Raw genomic sequence first — 24,597 nt, 5'->3', positions numbered from 1 at the left:
TGGGTAAAATACCGACAAATTTTTCGTGGCTTGCGGCGGTAATTCTTAAGAAATTTTGACTTAGGAGCATCGCTTTCCCAAAATTCCCTATCATTTAAGCTAATCTTGCTCATTCAATTTAGTTACACACTGTTACAGTGAATTGAGTCTTTTAGCTCAGCTCAACAAAGACTGATTTTTCCCGTTGGTCAACCAGACTAACAACCCGTTACTGCTGAGCTCCTTGGTCGGAATGGGTATTTTCTAACTTAACTGTCACTTTGGAGACATTACATGGAAACTTTATCTTTGGTGTTGGCGGTAATCATTGGGCTAGTCGTTGGTTTTGCCGGCACCTATTTCACCCTGGTTACCAAACTTCAGAAAAAGTTGGATAGCACCAAAAGCAAACTGGGCCGTGCCAAAAGTGCCAGTGAAGATACCGAAACTCTCCAATTTCAGTTGGAAGCCCAAAAAGCCGAAACCCAAGCCCTCCAAGCTAGATTGGAATCTCTGGAGTCCAGCCATCGTAACCAGTTAGACGAGCTTCAAACAGCCCAAGCGGCGGCCCTGGCCCAGTTGACGGCAGAAAAAACAGCTTTGGAAGATGAGCTCCAGTCCCTCAGGGAAAGTGGGCCGGCAGAAGAACAACGGCCCCTCGACCAGAGTGATGAAGTTGCCGCCCTGCAAGCTCAGTTGTTGGCCATGGAGCAGGAACACCAAGCCAGAGTCCAAGCCCTCCAGAACCAATACCAGGCTGAAATTGAATCGCTTCAGCAAGCCCAACCCTCGGTAGAAGAGCAGGAAGAACCGTTAGCCGAGGAGGAATCCTTTGATGCCGATGTTGCTCCTCCGGCGATCGCCGAATTTACCGAAGTCCCAGGGGAAGAATTTATTCCGGCGGCCGAACCCGTAGCAGAATTCATGGAGGCCACTGTCACGGAAGAAACGCCTGAAATAGCGGAAATTACTCCAGAACAGGAAGAGAATTGGGTTGATGCTCCTCCCACAGCAGAACTGGAAACCGAACCTTTAGACTACCAGGGGCCAGTAGGGGAACCCATGGTGGAGGAAGAAACGTTTTCCCCCTTTGATGCTCCCCCCACTGAAACCACCGAGGTAGAGGCGGAAGCTGATTTGGAAAACTGGGTTGATGCCCCCCCAGAAGCCTCCCTACCAGATATGGACTTTGGTGGTGGGGAAGAAAATTTTGAGCCCATGGACTTGGCAACGGAATTGCCTGATATCAATGATGAGGGCATCACCAACCCAGGACAACAACTAGCAGAGCTATCCAGTGTGGAAACACCAGAAGCGGCGGAAACGGAACAAAGTAGTGATCAATTTTTAGCCGAGTTAACCGAAGAACAGTCAGCCCCTGAACTCCCTTTATTCAGCGAAACCCCGGCGGAAACTGAGACTCTGGGAGAATTGGAAGACCTTGGTGACGATCTTTCCTTCACATCCGACTCCGGTGATGACTTGAATCTGTCTGAAGATCTACTGGCAAGTCTGGGCACAGATACTCCAGCCCCTGAGCTAACCACTGAAGAGATTTTGCCGGGGGATGGGGACGCTGAAGCCGATGACCTCGACTTTCTTTTGGAATTGCAAACAGAAGAGACGGAGCTTTTTCCCGGACAGAATGAGGATGAGTTCCTACCGGAGTTTTCCAATGAAGAACCCATCAGCGCCGGTTTTGTCGGCATGGAGACATTAGGGGAGGGCAGTGGTGATTTTCCTGACCTGCTGGAGCTCAACCCGGAAACCCATGGGGGAGATCCTTTCATCAATATTTTAGATGAAGATCCCAATTCCTCTGACAACGATTTGCTGGCCCTACTGCAAACCGATGAAGGCAATGCAAACCAAGCTGAGTTACACGAGGATGATGATCTTTTTCCCGGTTTAGCGGACATGCTCGGAGAAGCCCCCTCCAGTGGAAGTGGCGAGTTAGATGACTTGGATGCCTTGTTGAGTGACACCAGCTCCCCCGGTGCCGATGCTGTAATCTCAACTTCCCTAGACGATTTTGACTTCGGCCCGGACGACCATGACCCCTAGACTTTTTCCCCTAAATTTCCGGTAACAAATTGACCTTAAAGCGGATAAACCCAACTAACTTTACTGGGCTTATCCGTTTTTTTGTTGTCGGAAAGAATGAGTTAATCGACTAATTCACTATTGAATTCGTTATAGGTACGCTGTTTCAGTTCCATGGACTCGGAACGGGGCAATAAATCAAATAAATCCCGGAGAACATCATCCACTACTTCAAACTTAAGTGCTCCCTGGGCGTCGAAGATTTTTTTGCCGCTTTTGTCTAGAATTACCGTCTGGGGTACCCCACCGCTGTAGTAATAGCCAGGCTCATCGCGACGGAAACGCTTTTGGTCGGGAATGCTGTCAACGGAAACGGGAATAATGCTAGCAACCCGACCGTAAAATTCCTGCATACGGGAAACGATGAAAGCATACTGTTTGCAATCTTTACTGTCATCGAGGTAATAAACCAAAATAACCGGCAATTTGCGTTCAAAGGATTCTCTTAGGTTTAAGCGGGGCGGCACCAGGGAACCATTGCCGGCATATACAACAAAAATATTGCCATCGTAACGGTCATCTTCCAAAGCGGCGATCGCCGTACCGTGATCGGACAGGGAAAAGGGCAGAGTGCCCCAGATTCCCAGCAGTAACATAGCAAAAGCAAGGGAAACTATGAGAAAGCGGCGACAACGGGCCAGCCATGGCAAACACACAGACATAATCATCGTGGAAAAAACTCAGTCTAAAATAGGGCAAAGTCTTTCCCAATGTAAACTTTCCCGTGTCTTCTAATCCCCATTCCACCCAATCTCGACCCCGACCGGGAGTGGCCCCTTCTCCTTTTGCCGACAGTTATTACGGTGTTTTGGAACTACACCCCGCCGCTTCCCCGGTGGCCATCCGTCGAGCCTACCGGGAATTAAGCAAGCGCTACCATCCAGACACTACCCTATTAACCCCAGACATTGCCACGGTCAAATTTCAGCGCTTGAATGAGGCTTATGCTGTATTGAGCAATCCTGATCGCCGTTCTGTGTACGACTTGCAAATTGGCTATTCCCGTTGGAATGTGATTCAGGTACCGCCGGATCCCCTCCAAGGGCAAAATTCGGCCGCATCAACAAGCTTGGGAAGAAATTCCGCCTATTTGGATGCTAGTGATCGCCCTTTGTCGGCGGGGGAGTTTTTTGCGCTGGCTCTGTTGGGTTTAACCCTGGGGGGCTGTTTGGCCTTGGCCCTGTTAATTGCCTGGCTGAGGGGGGATCCATTGGTAATTCCCAGCTTGTTACCATGGTTCATCAACTAAGGGAGTTTAATTTCATTCATTCCAAACGAATTCCATTGCCCATGGCAAGTAGATTGCCCTAATCTAGGCCAACTACCCACCTCCGCCCATTGACCTGATGTTAATTTTGAAAAATTCTATGGCATCCCCCCATCCTTTTCCCTGGCCCCAACGCTTCACCGTCATGGCTTTAACCTTTGCCTGGGGCTTGAGCTTGCCCGTGTTGGCCCAAACTAAGTCAGCGGTGCAATGGTACAACGATGGGGTGGACAAACTAGCGGCGCAAAATTTCTCCGGGGCGATCGCCGATTTTACCGAATCCATCAAACTCAATGACCAGGACGCCGATGCCTATTACAACCGGGGCTATGCCAAGCACGTTTTGGGGCAATACCAGGCGGCCATTACGGACTACAACCAGGCCATTAGTTTAAATCCTGAATTTGCCTATGCCCTGGGTAACCGTTGTTATGCTTATTTTTTACTGAGTCAGTACGACAAAGCCATTCAAGATTGCAGCAATGCCATCGAAATTAATCCCAACTATGCGGACTTTTATGTTTATCGGGGTAACTCCCAGTCCCAATTAGGCAATGAAACTACGGCGATCGCCGACTATAACGATGCCATTCGCATTAATGCCCAACATGCCAATGCCTATTACAACCGGGCGTTGACCCATAATCGTCTCAAGCAAGACCAACAAGCCTTAGCGGATTATAACCAAAGCATTCAGTTGGATCCCGACTCCGCTGAAGCCTATTTCAATCGAGGGTTAACCCAATATCGTCTGGGAGATGAACCCAAGGCGATCGCCGATTTAACCAAGGCCGCCGAATTATTCAACGCCCAAGAGAAAAAGGACATGGCCCAAAAAGCGGAAGCTATCCTGACCCAAATCCGGGCCATTGATGCTTAGGCTGTACTTTTTAAGACCTGTAGTTAAAGACCCTCAATTCAACCGGGTTGTACTAACACATAGGGTTGCACAATCAGGGTTTGAAATTCCCGTTCTGGATCATCGTTCCAATCGGTCAATTCCTTCTCCGTGGGCTTATGGATCAATAATTCGCTAATCCAATGGTTGACTTGGTTAACTTCATCCTTGGCGATCGCCAGACCAACGGAGAGCAAATCTAAACTACTATCCACCACAATCACCGCATCCCGTTTGGCGTGGGGAATAATGGTGCCCCAATCCATGGGGGCTAGTTCTTCTTGTAACTGTTTTTGAATATCGGTCATTGATTTTGTTCAGTAATTTCTCTGGTAGTTAGCCAAAGCCCACTATTTTTGTCCTTCTGAAGGTCGCTTTTGCCAATTTTCTTGCCTATTAAAGGAGGGGCTGAGAGTGGATTGACAGTCATTTAGGGCCTTGTTAAGCCCTTGCTGGACGACCATGGTGATCGTCCTAGACTGCTTATAACTAGACAAAAGTAAGTCTTGATTTAAACAAGGTTTACTAACCCCTAACTTTGGGCTTTTAATTTATCGCTATACTGCTGACGAAATTTTCGGAGTTTGGGCAAATCATGGACCAACACATAGGGATGGGCCGGATTCCGTTGGACAAAATCCTGGTGATAATCCTCCGCTGGATAAAAGGCATCAAAGTCATTCACCTCCGTGGCGATCGCCTGGTCAAAGGCCTGACTTTCCTCTAGTTGGTCAATGTAAGCTTGGGCCACCTGCTTTTGCTCAGGAGTGGTGGCAAAAATGGCCGAACGATATTGACGACCCTGGTCTACGCCCTGGCGGTTAACTTGGGTGGGGTCATGGCCGACGGAAAAGAAAATTTTCAGCAGTTCGCCGTAACTTACCTGGGCGGGGTCATAAACAATTTCAATGGATTCCGCATGGTCCGTGCCGCCACCACTCACCCTGGCATAGTTGGCCGTGGCTTCAGTGCCGCCGCTGTAGCCGGTTTGCACATCCTTAACACCCCGCACTTCCTCAAACATGGCCTCCAGTCCCCAAAAACAGCCCCCGGCAAAAACGGCTTTTTCGGTGCCCCTTGCCGTTGTAGAGACCGGGTTAATGTCCACCACTGGGTCGGGAATAACCTTGGAAAAAGGACTGATGAGAAAGCTACCCACGGCGATCGCCAACCCCACCAGGGCCAGGGTGAACCAAAAACCACGCCGACGCAGGGATTGGGTCAAGTTAACACTAAAAACTAACAATTAAATATCCTCCTTGGAATTTGGCTCCCGTCACTCCCTTACCCCGTAGATTCCCCGGTAAGTCAATGTTGCGCCGCTGATCCCCCGCTTCAATGGTTAACTCCGGCCCGGACTGGGTTAATTTCACCTGACGTTTATCAAAACCGGGCAAAAATACCTTCACCTGGCGGGCGTTAACGTCAATTTCCAATGGTCGGGGAGCCGACCCCATGGCCTGGGGATTAGGGAGCGCATCCATCAGGGGTTGCCAGTTACCTTGGTTGTAACTTGGTAGAGCCGCAATGAGCAACGGATCAAATAAATTTGCATCTAAACTGCCATTACCCAAGGGAGTTTGAATCACGCCCTTTACTGTTACTCCGACTTGCTGGGCCCCACCCCAATAGCTCTGGGCTGCTTTTTGCGCCAGGGAATCAGTGCTAGTAACCAAATAGGCGGCAAACCGATTGGGGTCGGCGATCGCCGCTTTACCTTGTTGCAATAAATTTTGGGGGCCATCGGGATGGTTGAGCATTTGGTCTGGACTCCAGTTCACACTCAGCACCGCACTGGCCACGGGTTGCACAAAGGGGGAAAGGGTCTGCACCACTTCCGAATCCGCCAATACTTTCTGGAAACGCCGCCAATACCAACTGGCAATTTCGGGAATGCCCAACATTCTCAGAGTGGAGAGGTTACCGGGGCCGTCGTAAATCAGCACGTCATAGCGACCACTGAGTTCGTATTCCCGCAGGGCATTGAGCACCAACACTTCGTCCATGCCCGGCAGAACTCCTAATTCTTCCCCATAGATATTTTTCAGCGCCGGCGATCGCAGATACTGGGCTTCCACTTCCTTGAGCTTTTCCCAGCCTCTTTCCAGCAGATGGGTGGAACTAAGTAGTAAACCATCAACGTTCGCCTCCACCCCCTGGGCCGTTTCCGACAGAGTTATGCCCCATTGCCAGGCCAAACTAGGATCCTGCCCCAGCACCAGTACCCTCTGACCCGCTTGGGCCAGTTTTTTAGCCGCGGCGATCGCCACCGTGGTGCGGCCAACACCGCCTTTCCCTAAAAAAGTCAGAACTAACGCCACAGCAATTTCCTAGAATCCAGCAAAAATAATAAAGATTCCCGAATCAAACCGTAAAAACACTTCAACGGCGATCGGGAAAAGTAGTCAAAACCAATGGGGGAGAGCAAAACCAGTTATTAAATCGCTTTGAGCTCATCCTCAAAAAACCAGGTGGCGGTGCGGTCATCAAAGGAAACCACCGCTCCAATGCCACTGCCATCGGTCATTTTAAAATCCTTAACAACACCGACTTTACCTAGTTTACCCACCACATCGGGGGAAACCCGGTCCCGCAGACGGTAAACCTTAACTTTTTGACCTATTTCAATCGTCATATTGCTTAAATAGTGGTTAAGTAAAGAAACATTGCAATCCCCCCCAGTTTAGCGGAATCTGTGCCCTCCCTCGCCCCCAAACTGAGGGCAACTCAGCAAAATAATGGTGCTGTGATTAACTGGGGAGAAACTACAACGGCGGCCATGGCAAAAAGCCCCGTTGAGGACAGCAAAAGAGGGGATGGTTTTCCCCAATACTTTTAAGGGCTGGGCCCTGAGAACACCTAACCAACAGAGGCTAAACGGAAAGCGGCTCCCAACCCAGCGGACATTTCAGCGGCGGTGATTTTGCCATCATGGTCCCGGTCTAGGGCATCAAAAACCACATCGGTGCCGGCCCATTCCTCCCTGGTAATAAAACCGTCCCCATCTAGATCATAGGCATGGAAAATTTCCTCTGCCCCATGTTTGATGTGCTCTTGGCCATCGAGAACTTTTAACCTTTCTTCCAATAAATGTTCCAACACCTCCAGAGCCTTGGTGAAACCGGCAATGCCTTCGGCCAGTTTTTCCGAGGCCATCGGATCTTCGGCATGCATTTTGTCGAAGGTGGCCTTGTCCATAACAATTTTTTCAATGTCCTGGGGCACCGTGGCGGGGTCGAGTTTGCGAGGTAAATCCCCTTCGGTGTTCCGCAGTTGATCCAACAGTTGGGGGGAAATGGTCAACAGGTCACAGCCGGCCAGTTCGATGATTTCGCCAATGTTACGGAAGCTGGCTCCCATCACTTCAGTTTTGTAACCAAAGCGTTTGTAGTAGTTGTAAATGGTTGTAACAGACTGTACCCCTGGGTCTTCGTGGCTGTCATATTCCTTGCCAGTACTTTTTTTGTACCAATCCAAAATGCGTCCCACAAAGGGGGAAATTAGGGTGACTTTGGCTTCGGCACAGGCGATCGCCTGGTGGAGACCGAATAGTAGAGTAAGGTTACAGTGAATACCTTCTTGTTCCAATACTTCTGCAGCCTTAATACCCTCCCAAGTGGAAGCAATTTTGATCAGAATGCGTTTTTTATCAATGCCAGCTTTGGCATATTCCCCAATTAGGTAGCGAGCTTTGGCAATGGTGGCTTCCGTGTCGTAGGAAAGGCGGGCATCAACTTCCGTAGAAACCCGGCCGGGGATAATTTGCAGAATTTTGAGGCCAAAAGCCACCGCCAAACGGTCAAAGGCCAATCGGACAATGTCTTTAATAGATGCATTTTCCCCAGCTTCGTCCTTAGCTTTGAGCAGGGTGCTGTCCACAATTTCCTGGTACTGGGGCATCTGGGCCGCCGCCGTAATCAAAGAAGGATTAGTGGTGGAATCCCTGGGGGTAAAGGTTTCAATGGCTTGGATGTCGCCGGTGTCGGCCACCACCACTGTAAATTGGCGCAGTTGTTCGAGGAGATTCTTACCCATAATGGCGATTAAACAAGTTCAACGTCTTTCCCTCCAATGGTAATGGTGATTCCCGAAAGCGAGCCTTCTTTGGACATCAAGATAATTTAAGCTAGGGAACGCCGATGCGTTGCCGAACCCTAGGGGGCAAATTGGCTTCGGACTGACATCCAATTACTGTTCACTATTTTTCAACCTCTGTAACTTTTGCCATGGCCCAGGATCTAATCAAAGAACAATTACAAGGCGTTAACCTGTTTCTGATCGGCATGATGGGCAGTGGTAAATCCACCGTCGGGCCGTTGTTGGCAGAACAGTTGGGGTACCGTTTTTTCGATGCGGATGTGTTGATTGAGCGGGTGGCTGGCAAGGCGATCGCCGACATTTTTGCGGAGGATGGGGAAGATACTTTTCGGGATTTGGAGACGGAAGTGTTGGGACATCTGGCGGCCCAAACCAGAAGCGTCATTGCCACCGGGGGCGGAGTGGTGCTCCGACGACAAAATTGGAGTTATCTACACCATGGCCTGGTCATTTGGCTTGATGGTTCCCTGGAATTACTTTTGGCCAGGCTCCAGGGAGATGAAGCAAGACCCCTGCTCCAGGTGGAAAATCTGGAAGAACGGTTAGGAAATTTATTGGCCCAACGGCAACCCCTCTACGCCCAGGCGGATCTCCGGTTTCCCCTGCAGGCAGACCAAGATCCTCTGGCGATCGCCGGAGAATTACTGGCCACTATTCCAGGACTGCTTAAACCCCAATGCAGTGCCGAACAAAATTGACCGGGCAATGTCCCTAGGACGGCCATGGTAAGATGATTAACTAATCTTTGACCCCCTGGAGAGGTGGCAGAGTGGTCGAATGCGCCCGACTTGAAATCGGGTTTGGGGAAACTCAACGTGGGTTCGAATCCCACCCTCTCCGCTTGCTTAACTTTCACTTTTAATTGATGGGATATAATCCAGGGCACACCAGCAACGGCCCAAGCAAATCCTGGGTAATTATTTTATAATCTAATTTTTTTAAGAATCCTTTATAGACTTTTAACTCTGAACCCAATTTATCTATCCCGACAACAACCGTTTTAACATCTAGTCTTTAGCCCGCAATTTAGGAAACAATGGTGAAGCCCCTCCGCTTAAACGATCGCCATCAGCAAATTCTCCGCGCCACCGTCCAGCACTACATCGCCACCGCCGAGCCTGTGGGCTCCCATACCCTGGCCCAGGAATATCAATTTGCTGTCAGTTCCGCCACCATTCGCAATGCCCTCGGCCAACTAGAAAAAGCGGGTTTACTCTACCAACCCCATGTCTCCGCCGGGCGGGTTCCCTCCGATTCCGGTTACCGCATTTATGTTGATAATCTTTTGACCTGGAGCGATCGCCAGAGCCGCACGGTTAAACAACGACTGGAAAACGAAATTAATGGTGATAATTGGCATTTTGAAGCCCTGATCCAGAGAATGGGGCAAATTTTGGCAGGCTTGAGCGGTTATATCGCCCTGATTACTTTTCCCCAAACGGAAACGGTGCAATTGCGGCATTTACAGTTAATGCTGTTACCGTCCCATCAGATATTAATTATTCTGGTGACCGACAGCTATCACACCCATTCCGCTACCCTAGATTTACCCGCTGCCATGGAAGCAAAGGAAGAGGGAGAATTGGAACAGGAATTGGCAATTTTCTCCAACTTTCTCAATGCCCAATTGCGGGGAAAAAACCTTTCTGAGTTGAGCCATTTAAATTGGCAAGAGCTAGACCAAAAATTTAGTATCTATGCCGATTTTCTCAAAGGCTTACAACAACAAATCAAGCCCCTCCTGCAACGGCGCATGGCGGGCCCCTTAGTGGTTCATGGGGTTTCTAAGGTAATCCAACAACCAGAGTTTTCCCAGTTGGAACAGGTACAAATGCTGTTGTCTTTGTTAGAACAGGAACAGGATAAATTATTTTCCCTGCTGTTCGACCCCGATAACTATGGAGATAATCTGGCTAACTTGGGTCAGGAAATGAATTTGCTAACCGGGGAAACTATGCCTAAAACCCGCCCAGTGGTGACCATCCGCATTGGCGCAGAAAACCCGCTGGAATCCATGCATCCTTGCACGTTGGTGTCCGCCATTTATCGCCAACAAGAGATTCCCATGGGAAGTGTGAGCATTTTGGGACCTACCCGCATGGTGTATCAACAAACCATTCCCTTGGTAGAACAGGCCGCTGAATGTTTATCGGAAGCATTGAGCAAAAATTAAGCCTCTCTCCAGGCAACAGGTTAGTAGAGCTTTCGAGTGCCATTGACTGCCCTACAAAGCACTGGAATCCAAACTCTGGCCAGCTTCCGGGGACAGGGGTAAATGTAAACCACATTCCTGTTTGAGGCCGTGGAAACGGGTATCCCTTTCATCTTCATCGTGGGCCATCAGGGGCCGGCTAGAATGCCAATCCCCCACAGAGACGTAACCCTGGTCAAAAAACGGATGGTAGGGTAAATCGTGGGCGGTGAGATATTCGTAAACCATCTTAGAATTCCAGTCCAAAATGGGGAGAACTTTATACTGATTACCCTGGAGATCCACTGGTTTCAAATTCTGGCGGTGCCGAGTTTGATCCCTCCTTAACCCCGTCAACCAGGCGATCGCCTCTAGTTCTTTTAATGCCCTCTGCATCGGTTCAACTTTGCGGATTTGATCATAACGGTTGAGGGATTCCACGTCTTTTTGTTGCCAGAGCTTGCCGTACAGAGCTTCCATGCGAGCTGGGCTGAGGGGAGATTGGTAAACCTTTAAATTTAGCTGTAGCCGTCCGGTCAACTGATCCGCAAATTGATAGGTTTCCAGCGGTAAATAGCCCGTGTCAATCCAGATAACAGGAATATTGGGCACAATGCTAGTCACTAAATGGAGCATCACCGCCGCCTGAATGCCAAAACTAGTACTCATCACCAAGCCAGGGCCAAAGGTTTGGGCCGCCCAGGTAATGATCTGTTGGGCGGTGGCATTTTCCAGCTCCGTTTGTAAGGTGGGTAGATCGAGCTTAGTCAGAGTATGGGACATCAGTGGGTGATGGAAAATATTTATGTAAGAGTATAGGTAACAGATTAAAGTGGCGACAGAGTTAGGGAGTAAGCATGAAGCCTAGCTTAAACTCAACTTCTCTTGGTTGTAGGTAGTTGCAGTCACCATGTCAGCAACGTTAGCAGCTAATTCTGAGCAGAAGCCGCTTTTTGCTGTTCCGTTAATAGTGCTTGGTCCCGGCGACGTTTTTTAGCGTAGAGTTGAATCGAAGCAGCCATGGCAATAACCAAAGCTACAATTAACCAAGTGGTCGCATCCAGGGGCAAATTATTCTTAAACACCGCCAGTAGGACAATCACCACGAGCAAAATAGTCGGTGCCTCATTTAAAGCCCGGAACTGTTGCCCACTCCATTGGGATTCCCCCTGGGCTAGCTTTTTCATCACCCGACCACAATAGAAATGGTAAAGCAACAGTAACGCCACAAAGGTGAGTTTGATGTGGAGCCAGCCGGATTTGAGAATTTCGGGTTCTGTGAAAATGAGACCGATCGCCATAGCCACCGTAACTACCATGCCGGGGGTAGTGATGATGTTGTAAAGCCGCTTTTCCATCAACTCATACTGTTTTTTGAGGATAGTTTTAGCTGGTTCCGGCTCCTGGTCTGCCTCGGCGTGATAGACAAAAAGACGCACTAAATAAAATAATCCAGCAAACCAAACAACAATGCCAATCAAGTGGAAGGCTTTAAACCAGTAGTAGGCCATGGTAAACGTTGACAGTGGACAAGGGAGGGAGAAATACTCGCGCTTGGGCATTTCCCAGGAACAGGGTGGGTCATCAGCTCATACCCAAGGGGGCCATTATATCGCCTTGCCCAGTCCCAAATCATTTTGCACTGTCCGATTCAAATGCAAAGTCCTGTTCCCAGACCCTAGGGGACTTGGTTTAACCCTCCAAATCTCTGCATTGGCAATGGTGAAAACCAAGGGAGTGTATTAAAACTGGTTACATTACAAGCAAGTTCCAAGGAAAGCAATTAAAACGACCAAGATATCGGAAATTTTAACCATGGTGCTGACCCCCTCTGCTTTTTAACTTTACATTGCAAAATATTTCTCAGCCAAAGATTGGCAACTTTCGTCCCAAGGTAGCCAAAGTGAACACCATCCATCTACGCCCATATCGTCCCTCGGATTTAAACAATATCATTCAAATTTTCACTGAAGCTGTCCATCAGTTAGGTATTAAATATTATTCCCCAGCCCAACTAAGTGCTTGGGCCCCATCCGAACCAGACTTACAGCGGTGGGGCGATCGCCTGGAATCCATGGTGGTGTTGGTGGCTGAGCAAGGAGAAACCATCATTGGCTTTATTGGCTACAATGGCGCTGGATTGGTGGACCTGCTTTTTGTCCATCCAGCCTTTACCCGCCTGGGCATTGCCACCATATTGATGCAAGCAGTAGAGCAGTTGGCCATCGCTGACGGGGTAAGGGAACTTGAGACTAAAGCAAGTATGGTAGCCCGGCCCTTTTTCGAGTCCAGGGGCTTTGTGGTCATAGCGGAAGAAACCGTTACCATAGGGGGAGAAAATTTACGTCGATTTGCCATGGGTAAAACCATTGAACCAACTCATTAGGGTGGGGAGCCAATGCCAAAGCCCGCTTCTGGGCAAAAAGAGGGGTTTACAATCTCCTTCTGTTGTCAAATTGAAATCAAAACTAAGCTTAAGTTTATTTAAATTGTTTAGAGTCTCTCTGGAAAATTAGGATAATTTATTGTCATCTCAGACCGTGATTTAAGTATTTTTTCTATAAAAAATAGAAGATAAAATGCAAATCAATAACCATGTTTTCAAAGGTTTGGCTGATTTTCGATCAGTGTCTTGGCAAAGGCAAATTATAGTGGCGATCGCCATCTATGGAACTATCTATATTTCCCAATTATTTATTACCTATGCGGGCACCGCTTCATCGCCCATTTGGATTCCTACGGGTATGGCTGTAGGCTTTTTATCTATTTGGGGTTACCAAGTCTGGCCGGGTATGGTTGGGGGATTATTACTGGGAGAAATTATGGCTCTCCACGGTTTGGAAAGTGCTGCTAATTTCATACTAACGGTGGCGATCACTGGGGTAGTCAGTTTAGTCAATCTTTTTTCAGTCTATCTTAGTGACATTCTTACAGCCAATAATTATCTATTTTCTAAAATTAAGAATATTATTAGATTTATTGTTTTTGTTTGCTTTGGTAGTCGTCTTCCCGCTGCAATCATTTGTCCATTTTTATTATATTTATTTGAGAAAATTTCTTTCGGCTTATATTCTGAAATTGCCTATACTTGGTTGTTGAGTGATGCTTTTGCCCTCTTGATTGTTACTCCCTTTATCATTGCTTGTAATCATAATTTTAAAGTATTTATTAAACTACTACAAGAACAATGGCTCGAAGCGGCTAGCATTATTTTTTTTATTTTATTAATTGTTAAAATTATTGCCAACGGTTATCCCATTGAGTATCTACTGATTCCTTTTTTACTTTGGTCAGCCTTTCGCTTCACTGAAGTTGGATCTTCTCTGTTGACAATTGTAGTTTCTGCCCTGTTGGTGTTAATTCTTGCCCTAGACCAAGAAAAAGCAGCTATCAAAGATCAACTTTTATTATTGCAATCAATTTTAGCTTGCATCAGTATGACAACCCTAGTTTTAAATGCCGTCCTCAGTGAAAATGAAAGATCGAAAAATCAATTGTTTACGACCAATCAGATATTAATAGAACAAAATCAAAAGCTCCAGGAACTCTATCAACAAAGGGAATTAGAAAGAGCTCAAAGGGAAAAAATTCTCATAGAATACAATGAATCCTTACAAAAACAGGTTGACCTAGTGAGGGCAAAAGAAATAGCTGAAAGTGAGGCTAAGGCTAAAAGCACATTTGTGGCTAATATGAGCCATGAACTGCGCTCTCCTCTCAATGCTATTATTGGTTTTTCCCAGCTGATGCTGCGTACCAAAAATCTACCAATGGAGCAGTATGAAAATGCTGGCATTATTCAACGTAGCGGGGAATATTTATTAAATTTAATCAATAATATTCTTGATTTTTCTAAGATTGAAGCTGGTAAAACCCATTTAAATCGCCATAATTTTGATCTTTATCTTCTTCTGGATGATTTAGAAGATATGTTGCATCTCAAGGCGGCCAATGAAGGTATCGAGCTGATTTTTATTCGAGATCATGATTTACCGAGATACGTTTACGGCGATGAAATTAAGCTCAGACAAATTTTGCTAAATCTTCTCAGTAACGCGATTAAATTTACAACGGAGGGAGAAGTAGTCCTAACTAGCAACTTTAGAAATGCAGAACAACAGGAAGTGATTAACCCAGAAACATCAACGGAGCCTAAAAATAAATATTGGTTAGACTTCACAATTAAAGATACGGGTAAAGGAATTAGTGAAGTGGAGTTGAGTCACTTATTTGAAGCTTTTTCCCAAACAGAATCTGGTCGTAATGCCCAGGAAGGCACCGGATTAGGCCTCGCAATTACCCGTCAGTTTATTAAGTTAATGGGGGGAGATATTAACGTTAGTAGTGTGGTTGACCAGGGGACCACCTTTAGCTTTTCGATTTTAGTTGATTTGGGGGAAATAACTTTGAGTCGGGAACCCAACTCTGCGAAAAAAGTTCTTGCCCTCACCCCAGGACAACCTGTCTATAAAATTCTGGTGGTGGATGATAAAAGTGTGAATCGTCAATTACTAATTAAACTCCTCGCTCCCTTTGGTTTTGAGATCGAAGAAGCTAGTAACGGCCAGGAGGCGATCGCCCTGTGGGAAAGCTGGGAGCCCCATTTAATCTTTATGGACATGAGAATGCCCGTGATGGACGGCTATGAAGCAACTAAATACATTAAGGGTCAGGTCAAAGGCAATGCAACGGCGGTGGTGGCCCTAACGGCCAGTGTGCTAGAGGAAGAAAAGGCGATCGTACTGTCGGCGGGATGCGATGATTTTCTCCGTAAGCCATTCCGGGAGAACACCATTTTTGACTCCTTGACCAAACATTTAGGAGTAACATATGTTTATGAGTCAGCCCCAAACAAGAACGATAATCATGAAGACACCGCACTGAAGCCAGAAAGTTTTCTAATTATGTCCCAGGATTGGTTGACTCAGTTATCCCATTATCTTTTAGAAGCTGACACTGAGCAGGTAATGAAATTGATAGCAGAAATTCCAGCTTCAGAGTCAGAATTGGAGCAAAATCTAACTAAATTAGTACGTAGATTTGAATTTGAAAAAATTCTTGATTTAATTGAGCCGCTATCATAGTAATTATTATGGAAAATACCGATGAAAAAAAAGGAAATATCCTGTTGGTAGATGACCTACCCAACAACCTACAATTGTTGAGTGATTTACTAATAAATTTGGGCTACACGGTGCGGAGTGTTACCAGTGGCAAAATGGCCCTTAGAACCTTACAAGTCAAACGTCCAGACTTGATTTTACTTGATATTAAAATGCCAGATATGGACGGGTATCAAGTCTGTGAAATGATTAAAAAAGAAGAAGAATTACAGGATATCCCCATCATTTTTATTAGTGCCCTAGGGGATACTTTTGATAAGGTTAAAGCTTTTGAATGTGGTGGAGTAGACTACATCACCAAACCTTTTCAAATTGAAGAAGTGGTGGCTCGCATAGAGGGTCAGTTTACCATTCAAAGGCAACGGATTGCCCTCAAAAGAGAAGTAAGAAAACGCCGGGAAGCAGAAGAAGTCCTCTACCAATCGAGGGCCCTACTTTCCAGTGTTTTAAATTCTGCTTTAGATGGCATTGCGGCCATGCAAGCGGTGCGTAATCCCCAAACGGGAGATATTGAAGATTTTCGTTGTTTAGTAATTAATCCCATTCTTTCCAAAGCTTTTAATCGGAGTCGGGAAGATTTAATTGGTCGGGTATTACTGAAGCGTTTTTTACAACGCCTAGATCCCCAACTTTTTGACCAGTTTGTTAATTTGGTCGAGACGGGTACTTTTTTAACCCAAGATATTTATTTTCCCATTGCTAATTCTGATTGGTATCATTTTGTAGCAGTTAAATTAGGGGATGGTTTTGCTGTCACGGTGCGAGATATTACTGATCGAAAAAGGATGGAATTGGAATTACAAGCGGCAAATCAGCAGTTGCAACTATTAGCCAATATTGATGGTTTAACTCACATTGCTAACCGCCGTCGCTTTGATGAGTATTTAGCCCAGGAATGGCAAAGACATTGCCGGGAACAAAAACCATTGTCTTTGATTTTGGTCGATATTGATTATTTCAAAGCTTATAATGATCTCTATGGTCACCAAAAGGGGGATGATTGTTTGCAAAAAGTAGCCAATACTTTGGTGGATATTGCTAAACGCATTACTGATTTAGTAGCCCGTTACGGCGGCGAGGAATTTGTCATAGTTTTACCTAATACAAATCGGCAAGATGCTTTAGCCATGGCGGAAAATATGCTCCAGGCGATCGCCGCTTTGGCCATTCCCCATGAAGGTTCTTCAGTCAGTAAATATGTGACTATTAGCATTGGTGTTAGTAGTATAATTCCCATGCCGGAAGACACCATTGAAAGAATTATTAGTGAAGCAGATCAGGCTTTATACAGTGCTAAATCCCAAGGACGCAACCGGGCGATCGCCTAATGGCCTAAGAGCCTGTTTGAAAAGCCCCCCTGGCCCCCAAATTTGGGGGGAAACTGAGTGCAAGTCCCCCATTATTGGGGAATTTAGGGGGCAGAATAAAACTTTCCAAACACATTCTAAGAAGGAATTGGCGCTATGGGGATTGCGGTCAAATCTTCTGAGTCATCCCCTTCATCTTCAAAAGCAATAAAACTGTGGCCGGTCTTATTATCCATCAAGGCATTGCGATGCTTTTCGTACAAAGTTAAACCGGCAATGGGTTCCTTAAAAATTGCTGGTCGACGGAATTCTGTCCCAGGGTATTTTTGACGAATATTGACAATTGCCCGGAAGGGCTTGTGCCATTGTCGTAAAACCTCCACCAAATTTTGAAATTGCAGAAAAGACCATTGGTGACGCTGTTCTAGGGCTAGATACTGTAACAGACGAGAATAGGTATCAGGACTCCGCTTTCCTTCTGGCAAGTCAATAATGTCTGCTAGGTGTTCAAAATCGTCGTAATGTTCCATGGTCGTGTGCATAACAATACGACGATCACTAACTTCTTCCTGATTGAAACAACCGATAATATCTACCACCTTTTTCATTGTGGCGTAATCGTCCTCTTGCTCTCCCTTAAACCGATTCATAATGGCGATCGCCTGGGGATCATCTGCTAGCCTCCCAATTTCATCTGCATACTTTTCTAAGTTAGCTTTTCCTACATCAGTTTTAGCAACACTGAGTACTTCTTCAAGCTTTTCTTTGACTTGAAGCCGCAGTTCTTGCCCAGATAGATCATCATGGAGTAATTGATGGCAAAAATCATAAAACTGTTGCTGTTTCGTTCCCCTACAACTGCTTTCCACCTGCCCCAAAATTAAATAGCTAGCCTGAGCTTTAATAGCGGATTGTAAAGTTTGTAAGTAAGTTTTTAAGCCTTGGTAATCCCCTACATCATTGTTGAATGAATAGCGGATTTTAGCAAAAACAAGAAATTCATTACTGCTAAATTTGTCGTTGTCAATACTGATAGCTTTTTTAGCCTGCTTTTCTAACTCCACCAAAGCTTTGTTATAGAGAAATAAATCACTTTCAGAAACCTTAGGTTTAGCTTTGCCAAACTTTTCTAAAATTTGATAATAGACTCCCTCTTCCCCCATCAATTTTTCCCGTAAATTTGACCAAGTATTCAGAGATTGCAGGCACCATACCAACACCAGCAAGCCGACTAATCCACCGCCAAAAACATAGGGACTACTGAAATTTAAAGTACCACTACCACTTCCGTCTAAATTTTCCCCACCAATGGCGACAATCTGGTTAAGTTTAGCATCTAGTTCTGCCCCTGACCCTTCGGTTCGGATGGCATCCAAATTCATTTCCCCGCCTTCACTTAGTTGTTGTGCCAATGCCTCCCTTTCTCCAGCAGTGATTTTATCTTGTAATTCTTCTGGGGGAATAATGCCATGGTAGCGGTCTTGTAACTGTTGATTAATCTTATCTGCAGGCTTGTTTTGGGCAAAGTTGAGTAAAGACTTGATTCTGTCCCAAAATGATTGATCTGTCTCAGTTTCGGGAGAAGGCGAAGGCTTAGCTTGAGCAATATAAAAGTTCATAATAATATTAGCAAGGGAATAATTAAAAAACGAAAAAATCAATCAATCTTCGTCTTCAAAATCTAAAAATACCATGCCAGATTTTTTATCCGTTAGCCAGTTTCTATACTTTAAATAAACTTTTTCACCAGCAATCAAATCCTGAAATTGGTCTGGTTGTCGATACTGCTGAGGTGGATGGGTTTCACGGATGTTGATAATGGTTTGATAGGGTCGATACCAACGTTTCATCATGCCCAACAAGTCTTCAAATTGTCCAAAGGAAAGGCGATATTTATAATTCAGGGCTAATATTTGAGTCATTTTGGCAAAGGTATCCGGTTCACTTTTTTCACTGGGCAAGCTAATGATTTGTCCCAATTTTTCAAAAACTGAATAATTTTTTTTCACCAGCGGCACAAGAGTTTCATATTCATGCAAATCACTTTTGTTCAGACCCTGCACTAAATCAGAAATTTGACGAAGAATCGAATAATCTCCCAAATGATAAGCTTTGAACAGAGACAGAAGTTTCAGACCCAAAGGTTTCTCTGATAGTCGATTCAAATGGGTAGCATAGCTCTCCATTGCCACCCGTCCTTCCTCTGTTTGGATATTAGGGATTGCCTCGGAGAAGCGCTCATTAACCTCTTGGCGAAATTGCTTGGTGTTTTCAAAACGTTTAAGCAGATCGTCGGTAAAACGATACAGTTCCTGTTGCTTGCTTCCCCGGAAACGATGTTCTGCTTGGTCTATGGTAATGAAGCTGTCCTTGGCGTCGATCGCCGCCTGAAGTAGTTCTACACTATTATTAAGTCCCTTATATTCACCGATATTTTTGGCCAGGATGTAACGGAGTCGAACTAATACTAAGAATTCTTTCTTGCCAAATTTTTCGTTGTCGAGGGCTTCCGCATTCCGACCCAAAATCCCCGCCTCCTCCATGGCCCGCTGATGGAGAAACAAAGAACTCTCCGAAACTAACTCTTTTCCCTGGAAGTAACGACCGAAAACCCGTTGAAACCAACGACCGAATCCATTTTCCGCACTAAAAACCCCTTTTTGCCACCAAGTCTTTTTTAGGGTAGGCACAATGGGAGGACGTATAGCTCTAACCATGGGAGGATTTTGGTAATTGGATCATGGCGGCATTATATACCAAAATTCTTCTGCCATCATCCCTTTGGTAGATATTTAAATAATACTTAGTAAAACAAGTCTGGGGGCTAATATTTATCTCTCTATCGGGCTAGAACCCATTCCGAATCAACCTGATACGTGTAAAGCGGTTATAACGCTGATCCATAAAAGCTTTTAATAATACTTAAATACCATAAGTATTGTAATTTATCTTCACACTTTTTGGCCTAAGTCTGAAAAAATACCACTTCTTCAAGATCAGTTTCTCTGATTCGTAGAAATTTACTAAACTTTTTTTGCATCTAGCAGCGAAAGATGTTATCAAAACTAAAAATGCTGAAATCCCCGCTGTAGAGATAATTTTTCTACCCTTTCCTCCTCCAGCACTAATAACACCTCAGTCCCATTGGTGATTTGACCAATGACTCGAGGAGAACGGTTGGGGGATAAATCCAAAGAGGCGATCGCCATGAGCCATTTTTGTGCTTCCAAAGGGGGAATCGCGAGGATTAATTCAAAATCTTCACCGCCATAGAGAGTCCATTCCCTGGCAGTTTCCAGACCGACCCAATCGGTCAACCCCTGGGGGATGGGGAGTTTTTCCGCCCATAACTCCGCTCCCATCTGACTAGCCCGACAAATTTGCAATACAGCATCAGCGAGGCCGTCACTGCTGTCCATGGCGCCAATGCTCGTTTCCAAGCTAAGAAGGGAGGGCACTAAATCTAAGCGGGGTTGGGGCCGTTGATGGGCCCGTTGCCAAATTAGTTTTTGTTCTGGTGGTAAATGCTCAGTCTTGTGCGGATGAAGTAAACATTCCAGGCCAGCTCTAGACGTTCCATGGTCGCCGGTGGCAATAATCCAATCCCCCACTTTGGCTTGGTGACGATACAAGGCTTTACCCTGGGGCACTTGACCCAAAACCGTAATGCTAATAGTTTTAAGCGGCGATCGGGAAACATCCCCCCCCAGAATTGGAGTCCGCCAAGGCTCTAAACAAGCCGTCAAACCTTTGTAAACGTCTAAAATCCAAGCCAACGGAGTGGAGGGAGGCAAAGCCAAAGCCACAGTAATACCCGTCGGTGTGGCCCCCATGGCTGCTAAATCCGATAAATTGGCCGCTGCTCCCCGCCAACCCACGTCAAAAGCGGAGGTGGTTTGGTCACTAAAATGGACATTTTCCACCAACATATCCGTGCTGATTACCAGGGAGTCCGAGTTGGGTAAATCGAACACAGCGGCATCGTCCCCCGTTATCTCCGCCGGGGAAAATTTTTGTAGTTGGGCCAACAGAGCTTGTTCTCCTAACTCCCCAATGGTTTGGTCAGGCTGGGACGGAGTAGATAAATTGGGTGGAAATGATTGAGACAAAGGCAGAAGAGAAGTGGAAGTTGGCGACAAAAATTTGGCAGAACCGCCCATCAACCATTAAAACAGGGACAGTGTTGATCGTTGAGCCCTTTCTCTCACCATGACCCTTTCTTCTGGTTTACCTATGGGTAGTTTACGGCGTGTGCACCACATTGCTTTGAACGTTAAAGATATGGAAAAATCCTGCCACTTTTACGGCCATATTTTGGGGTTGAAACCATTGGCGGGAGAAGAAATTCCCCTTACCCTCAAAACCATGGTGGAAGAGGGAAAGGTCAGCAATTTCATCACCCCCGATGGCACCGTAATTGATCTGTTTGCCACACCGAATTTATCTCCCCCGGCAGTAGATCCCCACCAATCCTTCACTCGCACCGATCATTTGGCGTTTGACATTGCCCCGGAACAGTTTGACCAGGCGATCGCCGTGTTGGAAGCCCATGGAGTGACCATTGCATCGGGCCCCGTGACCAGGCCGACGGGCCGGGGAATTTATTTTTATGACCCGGATGGCTTTCAGGTGGAAATTCGCTGTGATCCCATGGGTTTATAGGCACATCTTGACAGTAGCGCCGCCAAAACCAGTAAAGTCATTTCTTGGCCCGTTGGATATGTTAAATCTGGAAAGAGATTTTCCTTCCTAGGCTTGCATGTTAGATAAACGCTGTAGCGGTATTCTGCTCCATCCCACCTCCTTGCCCAGTCGTTTCGGCATTGGGGACTTGGGGGACGGTGCTTTTCAGTTCATCGATTTTTTGGCGGACGCAGACCAGAGTGTATGGCAAATATTGCCGTTGGGCCCCACCGGATTCGGCAATTCCCCTTACCTTTGCTATTCTGCCCTAGCAATTAATCCTTGGTTGATTAGCCTTGATCGCCTAGCTGAAGAAGGATTTTTGCCACCGAGTTTATTAGACCAAGCCCCCCCATTTACTAACCCCAGGGTGGATTATGACCAGGCGATCGCCTACAAATCCCAAGTTTTAAAACAGGCCTTTGCCCAGTTCCGTACCAACATAGAGCTAGCAATTGAGCAGGAATTTGCAGAATTTTGCCAAGCCCAAAGTGATTGGCTAGCAGATTACGCCCTGTTCATGGCCATCAAAGAAGCCCACAATGGAGCCGGTTGGCATCAATGGGACAAGGACATTGCCTGGCGGGAACCGGAAGCCCTGAAAATCTGGGGCGATCGCCTGAAAACGGAAGTTTTATACCATCAATTTTTGCAATTTCTTGGTTTTCGCCAATGGCAGGAAGTCAAAGCCTACGCTAACCAACGGCACATAGCCATTTTTGGGGACCTACCCATCTACGTTGCCCACGATAGCGCTGACGTTTGGGCCAATCCAGAGAACTTTTGCCTTGATCCGGAAACCGGAGAAGCGGCCATGATGGCCGGGGTACCACCGGACTATTTCAGTGCCACAGGGCAACTCTGGGGTAATCCTGTGTACGACTGGGAAACCCTCAAAGCTACGGGCTTTGCCTGGTGGATTAAGCGTTTTAAAGCCAATCTGCAATATCTAGACATTGTCCGCATTGACCATTTCCGGGGCTTCGAGTCCTATTGGGGAGTGCCCCAAGGGGAAAAAACTGCTGAAAATGGCGAATGGTATCCAGCCCCCGGCAAGGAATTTTTCCAAGCCCTAGGGAAAGCCCTGGGTGATAATTTACCCATTGTGGCCGAAGATTTGGGGGTAATTACTCCGGAAGTGGAAGCGCTACGGGATGAATTTAACTTTCCCGGCATGAAAGTGCTCCATTTCGCCTTTGACTCCGACCGGGGTAATCCCTTTCTGCCCTTCAACTACAGCAATGGCAACGCGGTGGTTTATACCGGCACCCACGACAACGACACCACCGTGGGCTGGTTTCAGGAACGGTCAGAGGATGATCAGCAAAAGGTGATCAATTACCTCGGCTGTGTGTGCAACGAAGGTATCCATTGGAGCTTAATTCGCCTAGCGTCCAGTTCGGTGGCGGCCCTAGCAATTTTTCCCCTCCAGGACATCCTCGGTTTGGGTAGTGACTGTCGCATGAACTTACCGGGCACTGCGGCGGGCAACTGGGGTTGGCGTTACCATCCCGACCAACTCAACGATTGGCTATCGGGGCATTTGAGTTTCATTACGGAGCTTTACGGACGGCGCATTTACCACACAGACTAGGGACAAGCCCATAGGTTTGGGGCATTTGGGAGTGCCTTGGCGTAACCCCGATTGAAACAAGGCTCGTGCTTTCCCCGTCTGGGATGGGGAAGTTTACCCTAGGGGTTATGCTCAACTACATTTGGTTTGCAATTATTTTGCTATCGGTGATAGCCGGGACGGTGACGGGCAAAATTGAAGCAGTGACGGAGGCCGCCATTGAAAGTGCCGGGACAGCGGTGGAACTTTCCATTGGTTTGATTGGCATTATGGCCCTGTGGTTGGGCATGATGAAAATTGCTGAAGCGGCCGGCTTGGTGGAATTAATTGCCAAGCTGGTTAAACCCATCACTATCAAACTCTTTCCCGATGTGCCCCCAGAGCATCCGGCGATCGGTTCCATTGTGTTGAATATGTCCGCCAATATTTTGGGACTAGGTAATGCGGCCACCCCTTTGGGCTTAAAAGCGATGCAGGAGTTGGAGGAAATCAATCCCAATAAAAGTATCGCCACCGATGCCATGTGTATGTTTTTAGCTATTAATACTTCCAGTGTGCAATTAATTTTGCCTGCTACGGTGGTGGGTTTAATGGGGACGGCGGCCAATGACATTTTTTTCTCAACAATTTTGGCTACTACTTGTTCCACGGCAACAGCCATTATTGCAGCTAAACTTTTAGCCCGACTTAAGATATTTGCTTTGCCTGCTACGGTGGAACCAGAAGAAGAATTTAATTAACTTGTTTGATAAATATAAAAACTATAAGAACTAATTGTTAGTGCTTTTTACTTCCCCCAGGATATAGAAAAATAATGCTCGAATCCGTCGCTGATATTTTTAATGCTGGAGCAAAATATGTTATTCCCTTTTTGCTCTGTGGCATTCCCTTTTATGGCCTGGTGGTCAAAAAAGTTAAAGTTTACGAAGTTTTTGTGGACGGAGCCCAGGAAGGTTTCACCATTGCCGTGAGGATTATTCCTTTCCTAGTGGCTATGCTAGTGGCGATCGCCATGTTTCGGGCTTCTGGCATGCTGGATTTATTGCTGACGGTGCTTAGCCCAGTGTTGAGTTTGGTCAATTTTCCGCCGGAGAACTTACTGTTGGCCCTAATGCGTCCCCTTTCCGGCAGTGGTTCCTTTGGTTTGTTTGCTGACTTGGTAGAACAACATGGCCCCGATTCCTTGATTGCGAAAACTGCGGCCACCATGTTTGGTTCTACGGAAACCACATTTTACGTACTGGCGGTTTATTTTGGTTCAGTGGGCATTAAAAAAATTCGCTATGCCCTTCTGGCCGGGCTGACGGCCGATGTAGTGGGGATTTTTTCAGCAGTTTATATCTGCCAATTTTTGTTTGGCTAACTGCCGATATTT

Annotated in this window: 24 protein-coding genes and 1 tRNA gene; 14 read left to right on the top strand and 11 right to left on the bottom strand. The window is 46.5% G+C overall.

Going from position 1 to position 24,597, the window contains the following annotated elements; translation table 11 throughout:
* The first annotated feature begins 273 nt into the window (after positions 1-273).
* Positions 274-2,043 (top strand): hypothetical protein, encoded by a 1,770-nt coding sequence (locus C7I86_RS01265; RefSeq protein ID WP_010871450.1) that lies wholly within the window; start codon positions 274-276, stop codon positions 2,041-2,043.
* A 101-nt stretch (positions 2,044-2,144) separates the two neighbouring features.
* Here C7I86_RS01265 and C7I86_RS01260 read toward each other — a convergent pair whose 3' ends face one another.
* Entirely contained in the window at positions 2,145-2,750 is a 606-nt protein-coding gene (locus C7I86_RS01260; protein WP_010871449.1) for a thylakoid membrane photosystem I accumulation factor, read from the bottom strand.
* A 56-nt stretch (positions 2,751-2,806) separates the two neighbouring features.
* On the opposite strand from C7I86_RS01260, the gene C7I86_RS01255 reads away from it, so the two are divergent.
* Both C7I86_RS01255 and C7I86_RS01250 read left to right on the top strand, forming a co-directional pair.
* Positions 2,807-3,331, top strand: coding sequence for a J domain-containing protein (locus C7I86_RS01255; RefSeq protein WP_010871448.1), 525 nt, complete (start codon positions 2,807-2,809; stop codon positions 3,329-3,331).
* A gap of 118 nt (positions 3,332-3,449) precedes the next feature.
* Entirely contained in the window at positions 3,450-4,229 is a 780-nt protein-coding gene (locus C7I86_RS01250) for a tetratricopeptide repeat protein (RefSeq protein ID WP_223211324.1), read from the top strand.
* 38 nt (positions 4,230-4,267) lie between these two features.
* Here C7I86_RS01250 and C7I86_RS01245 read toward each other — a convergent pair whose 3' ends face one another.
* From C7I86_RS01245 to C7I86_RS01230, 4 genes are all read right to left on the bottom strand, one after another.
* Positions 4,268-4,555 (bottom strand): DUF2288 domain-containing protein, encoded by a 288-nt coding sequence (locus C7I86_RS01245; RefSeq protein WP_010871446.1) that lies wholly within the window; start codon positions 4,553-4,555, stop codon positions 4,268-4,270.
* 224 nt (positions 4,556-4,779) lie between these two features.
* On the bottom strand, positions 4,780-5,424 hold the full coding sequence (msrA, locus tag C7I86_RS01240; RefSeq protein ID WP_010871445.1) for a peptide-methionine (S)-S-oxide reductase MsrA: 645 nt from the start codon (positions 5,422-5,424) through the stop codon (positions 4,780-4,782).
* 55 nt (positions 5,425-5,479) lie between these two features.
* A complete protein-coding gene (locus tag C7I86_RS01235; RefSeq protein WP_010871444.1) occupies positions 5,480-6,568 on the bottom strand; it encodes an ArsA family ATPase in 1,089 nt (362 codons plus the stop codon).
* A 116-nt stretch (positions 6,569-6,684) separates the two neighbouring features.
* Positions 6,685-6,882: a DUF2862 domain-containing protein gene (locus tag C7I86_RS01230; protein ID WP_010871443.1), complete on the bottom strand. Its 198-nt coding sequence runs from the start codon at positions 6,880-6,882 to the stop codon at positions 6,685-6,687.
* A gap of 60 nt (positions 6,883-6,942) precedes the next feature.
* Between C7I86_RS01230 and C7I86_RS18680 the strand changes: the two genes are divergently transcribed.
* Complete coding sequence (locus tag C7I86_RS18680) at positions 6,943-7,086, top strand: hypothetical protein (RefSeq protein WP_158299066.1); 144 nt, start codon at positions 6,943-6,945, stop codon at positions 7,084-7,086.
* Positions 7,087-7,106: 20 nt separating this feature from the next.
* On the opposite strand, the gene C7I86_RS01225 is transcribed toward C7I86_RS18680, so the two are convergent.
* Positions 7,107-8,282: a transaldolase gene (locus C7I86_RS01225; RefSeq protein ID WP_010871442.1), complete on the bottom strand. Its 1,176-nt coding sequence runs from the start codon at positions 8,280-8,282 to the stop codon at positions 7,107-7,109.
* Positions 8,283-8,473: 191 nt separating this feature from the next.
* Here C7I86_RS01225 and C7I86_RS01220 point away from each other — a divergent pair, with 191 nt between their 5' ends.
* The 3 genes from C7I86_RS01220 to hrcA all read left to right on the top strand — a co-directional run bounded on the left by C7I86_RS01220 (position 8,474) and on the right by hrcA (position 10,518).
* Positions 8,474-9,043 (top strand): shikimate kinase, encoded by a 570-nt coding sequence (locus C7I86_RS01220; RefSeq protein ID WP_010871441.1) that lies wholly within the window; start codon positions 8,474-8,476, stop codon positions 9,041-9,043.
* A gap of 57 nt (positions 9,044-9,100) precedes the next feature.
* A tRNA-Ser gene (locus C7I86_RS01215) sits at positions 9,101-9,185 on the top strand.
* Between the two features lie 196 nt (positions 9,186-9,381).
* On the top strand, positions 9,382-10,518 hold the full coding sequence (gene hrcA / locus C7I86_RS01210) for a heat-inducible transcriptional repressor HrcA (protein WP_010871440.1): 1,137 nt from the start codon (positions 9,382-9,384) through the stop codon (positions 10,516-10,518).
* Positions 10,519-10,569: 51 nt separating this feature from the next.
* On the opposite strand, the gene cysH is transcribed toward hrcA, so the two are convergent.
* Positions 10,570-11,319: a phosphoadenosine phosphosulfate reductase gene (cysH, locus tag C7I86_RS01205; RefSeq protein WP_010871439.1), complete on the bottom strand. Its 750-nt coding sequence runs from the start codon at positions 11,317-11,319 to the stop codon at positions 10,570-10,572.
* Between the two features lie 146 nt (positions 11,320-11,465).
* A complete protein-coding gene (gene hemJ, locus C7I86_RS01200) occupies positions 11,466-12,098 on the bottom strand; it encodes a protoporphyrinogen oxidase HemJ (RefSeq protein ID WP_010871438.1) in 633 nt (210 codons plus the stop codon).
* 287 nt (positions 12,099-12,385) lie between these two features.
* On the opposite strand from hemJ, the gene C7I86_RS01190 reads away from it, so the two are divergent.
* The 3 genes from C7I86_RS01190 to rre2 all read left to right on the top strand — a co-directional run bounded on the left by C7I86_RS01190 (position 12,386) and on the right by rre2 (position 16,987).
* Positions 12,386-12,922, top strand: a complete 537-nt coding sequence (locus tag C7I86_RS01190; protein ID WP_020861393.1) for a GNAT family N-acetyltransferase — start codon at positions 12,386-12,388, stop codon at positions 12,920-12,922.
* Between the two features lie 193 nt (positions 12,923-13,115).
* Positions 13,116-15,620, top strand: a complete 2,505-nt coding sequence (gene hik12, locus C7I86_RS01185; RefSeq protein ID WP_010871436.1) for a high salinity-induced biofilm formation sensor histidine kinase Hik12 — start codon at positions 13,116-13,118, stop codon at positions 15,618-15,620.
* An 8-nt stretch (positions 15,621-15,628) separates the two neighbouring features.
* Positions 15,629-16,987, top strand: a complete 1,359-nt coding sequence (gene rre2 / locus C7I86_RS01180; RefSeq protein ID WP_010871435.1) for a high salinity-induced biofilm formation responseregulaton Rre2 — start codon at positions 15,629-15,631, stop codon at positions 16,985-16,987.
* Positions 16,988-17,103: 116 nt separating this feature from the next.
* Here rre2 and C7I86_RS01175 read toward each other — a convergent pair whose 3' ends face one another.
* The 3 genes from C7I86_RS01175 to thiL form a co-directional block, all read right to left on the bottom strand.
* Positions 17,104-18,585: a hypothetical protein gene (locus C7I86_RS01175; protein WP_010871434.1), complete on the bottom strand. Its 1,482-nt coding sequence runs from the start codon at positions 18,583-18,585 to the stop codon at positions 17,104-17,106.
* A 42-nt stretch (positions 18,586-18,627) separates the two neighbouring features.
* Positions 18,628-19,683 carry a hypothetical protein gene (locus C7I86_RS01170; RefSeq protein WP_010871433.1) on the bottom strand — a complete coding sequence of 352 codons (1,056 nt, stop codon included), beginning with the start codon at positions 19,681-19,683 and terminating at the stop codon, positions 18,628-18,630.
* Positions 19,684-20,031: 348 nt separating this feature from the next.
* A complete protein-coding gene (gene thiL, locus C7I86_RS01165; protein WP_010871432.1) occupies positions 20,032-21,126 on the bottom strand; it encodes a thiamine-phosphate kinase in 1,095 nt (364 codons plus the stop codon).
* 49 nt (positions 21,127-21,175) lie between these two features.
* Between thiL and C7I86_RS01160 the strand changes: the two genes are divergently transcribed.
* The 4 genes from C7I86_RS01160 (at position 21,176) to C7I86_RS01145 (ending at position 24,585) form a co-directional block, all read left to right on the top strand.
* Positions 21,176-21,628, top strand: a complete 453-nt coding sequence (locus C7I86_RS01160) for a VOC family protein (RefSeq protein ID WP_010871431.1) — start codon at positions 21,176-21,178, stop codon at positions 21,626-21,628.
* A 97-nt stretch (positions 21,629-21,725) separates the two neighbouring features.
* Complete coding sequence (gene malQ, locus C7I86_RS01155) at positions 21,726-23,243, top strand: 4-alpha-glucanotransferase (RefSeq protein WP_010871430.1); 1,518 nt, start codon at positions 21,726-21,728, stop codon at positions 23,241-23,243.
* Between the two features lie 107 nt (positions 23,244-23,350).
* Complete coding sequence (locus C7I86_RS01150) at positions 23,351-23,962, top strand: nucleoside recognition domain-containing protein (protein ID WP_020861390.1); 612 nt, start codon at positions 23,351-23,353, stop codon at positions 23,960-23,962.
* A gap of 74 nt (positions 23,963-24,036) precedes the next feature.
* Positions 24,037-24,585, top strand: coding sequence for a spore maturation protein (locus C7I86_RS01145; protein WP_010871428.1), 549 nt, complete (start codon positions 24,037-24,039; stop codon positions 24,583-24,585).
* The last annotated feature ends 12 nt before the right edge of the window (positions 24,586-24,597 follow it).

The organism is Synechocystis sp. IPPAS B-1465 (assembly GCF_003015225.1).
GTDB lineage: Bacteria > Cyanobacteriota > Cyanobacteriia > Cyanobacteriales > Microcystaceae > Synechocystis.
This window is presented reverse-complemented; position numbering and strand designations above follow the sequence as displayed.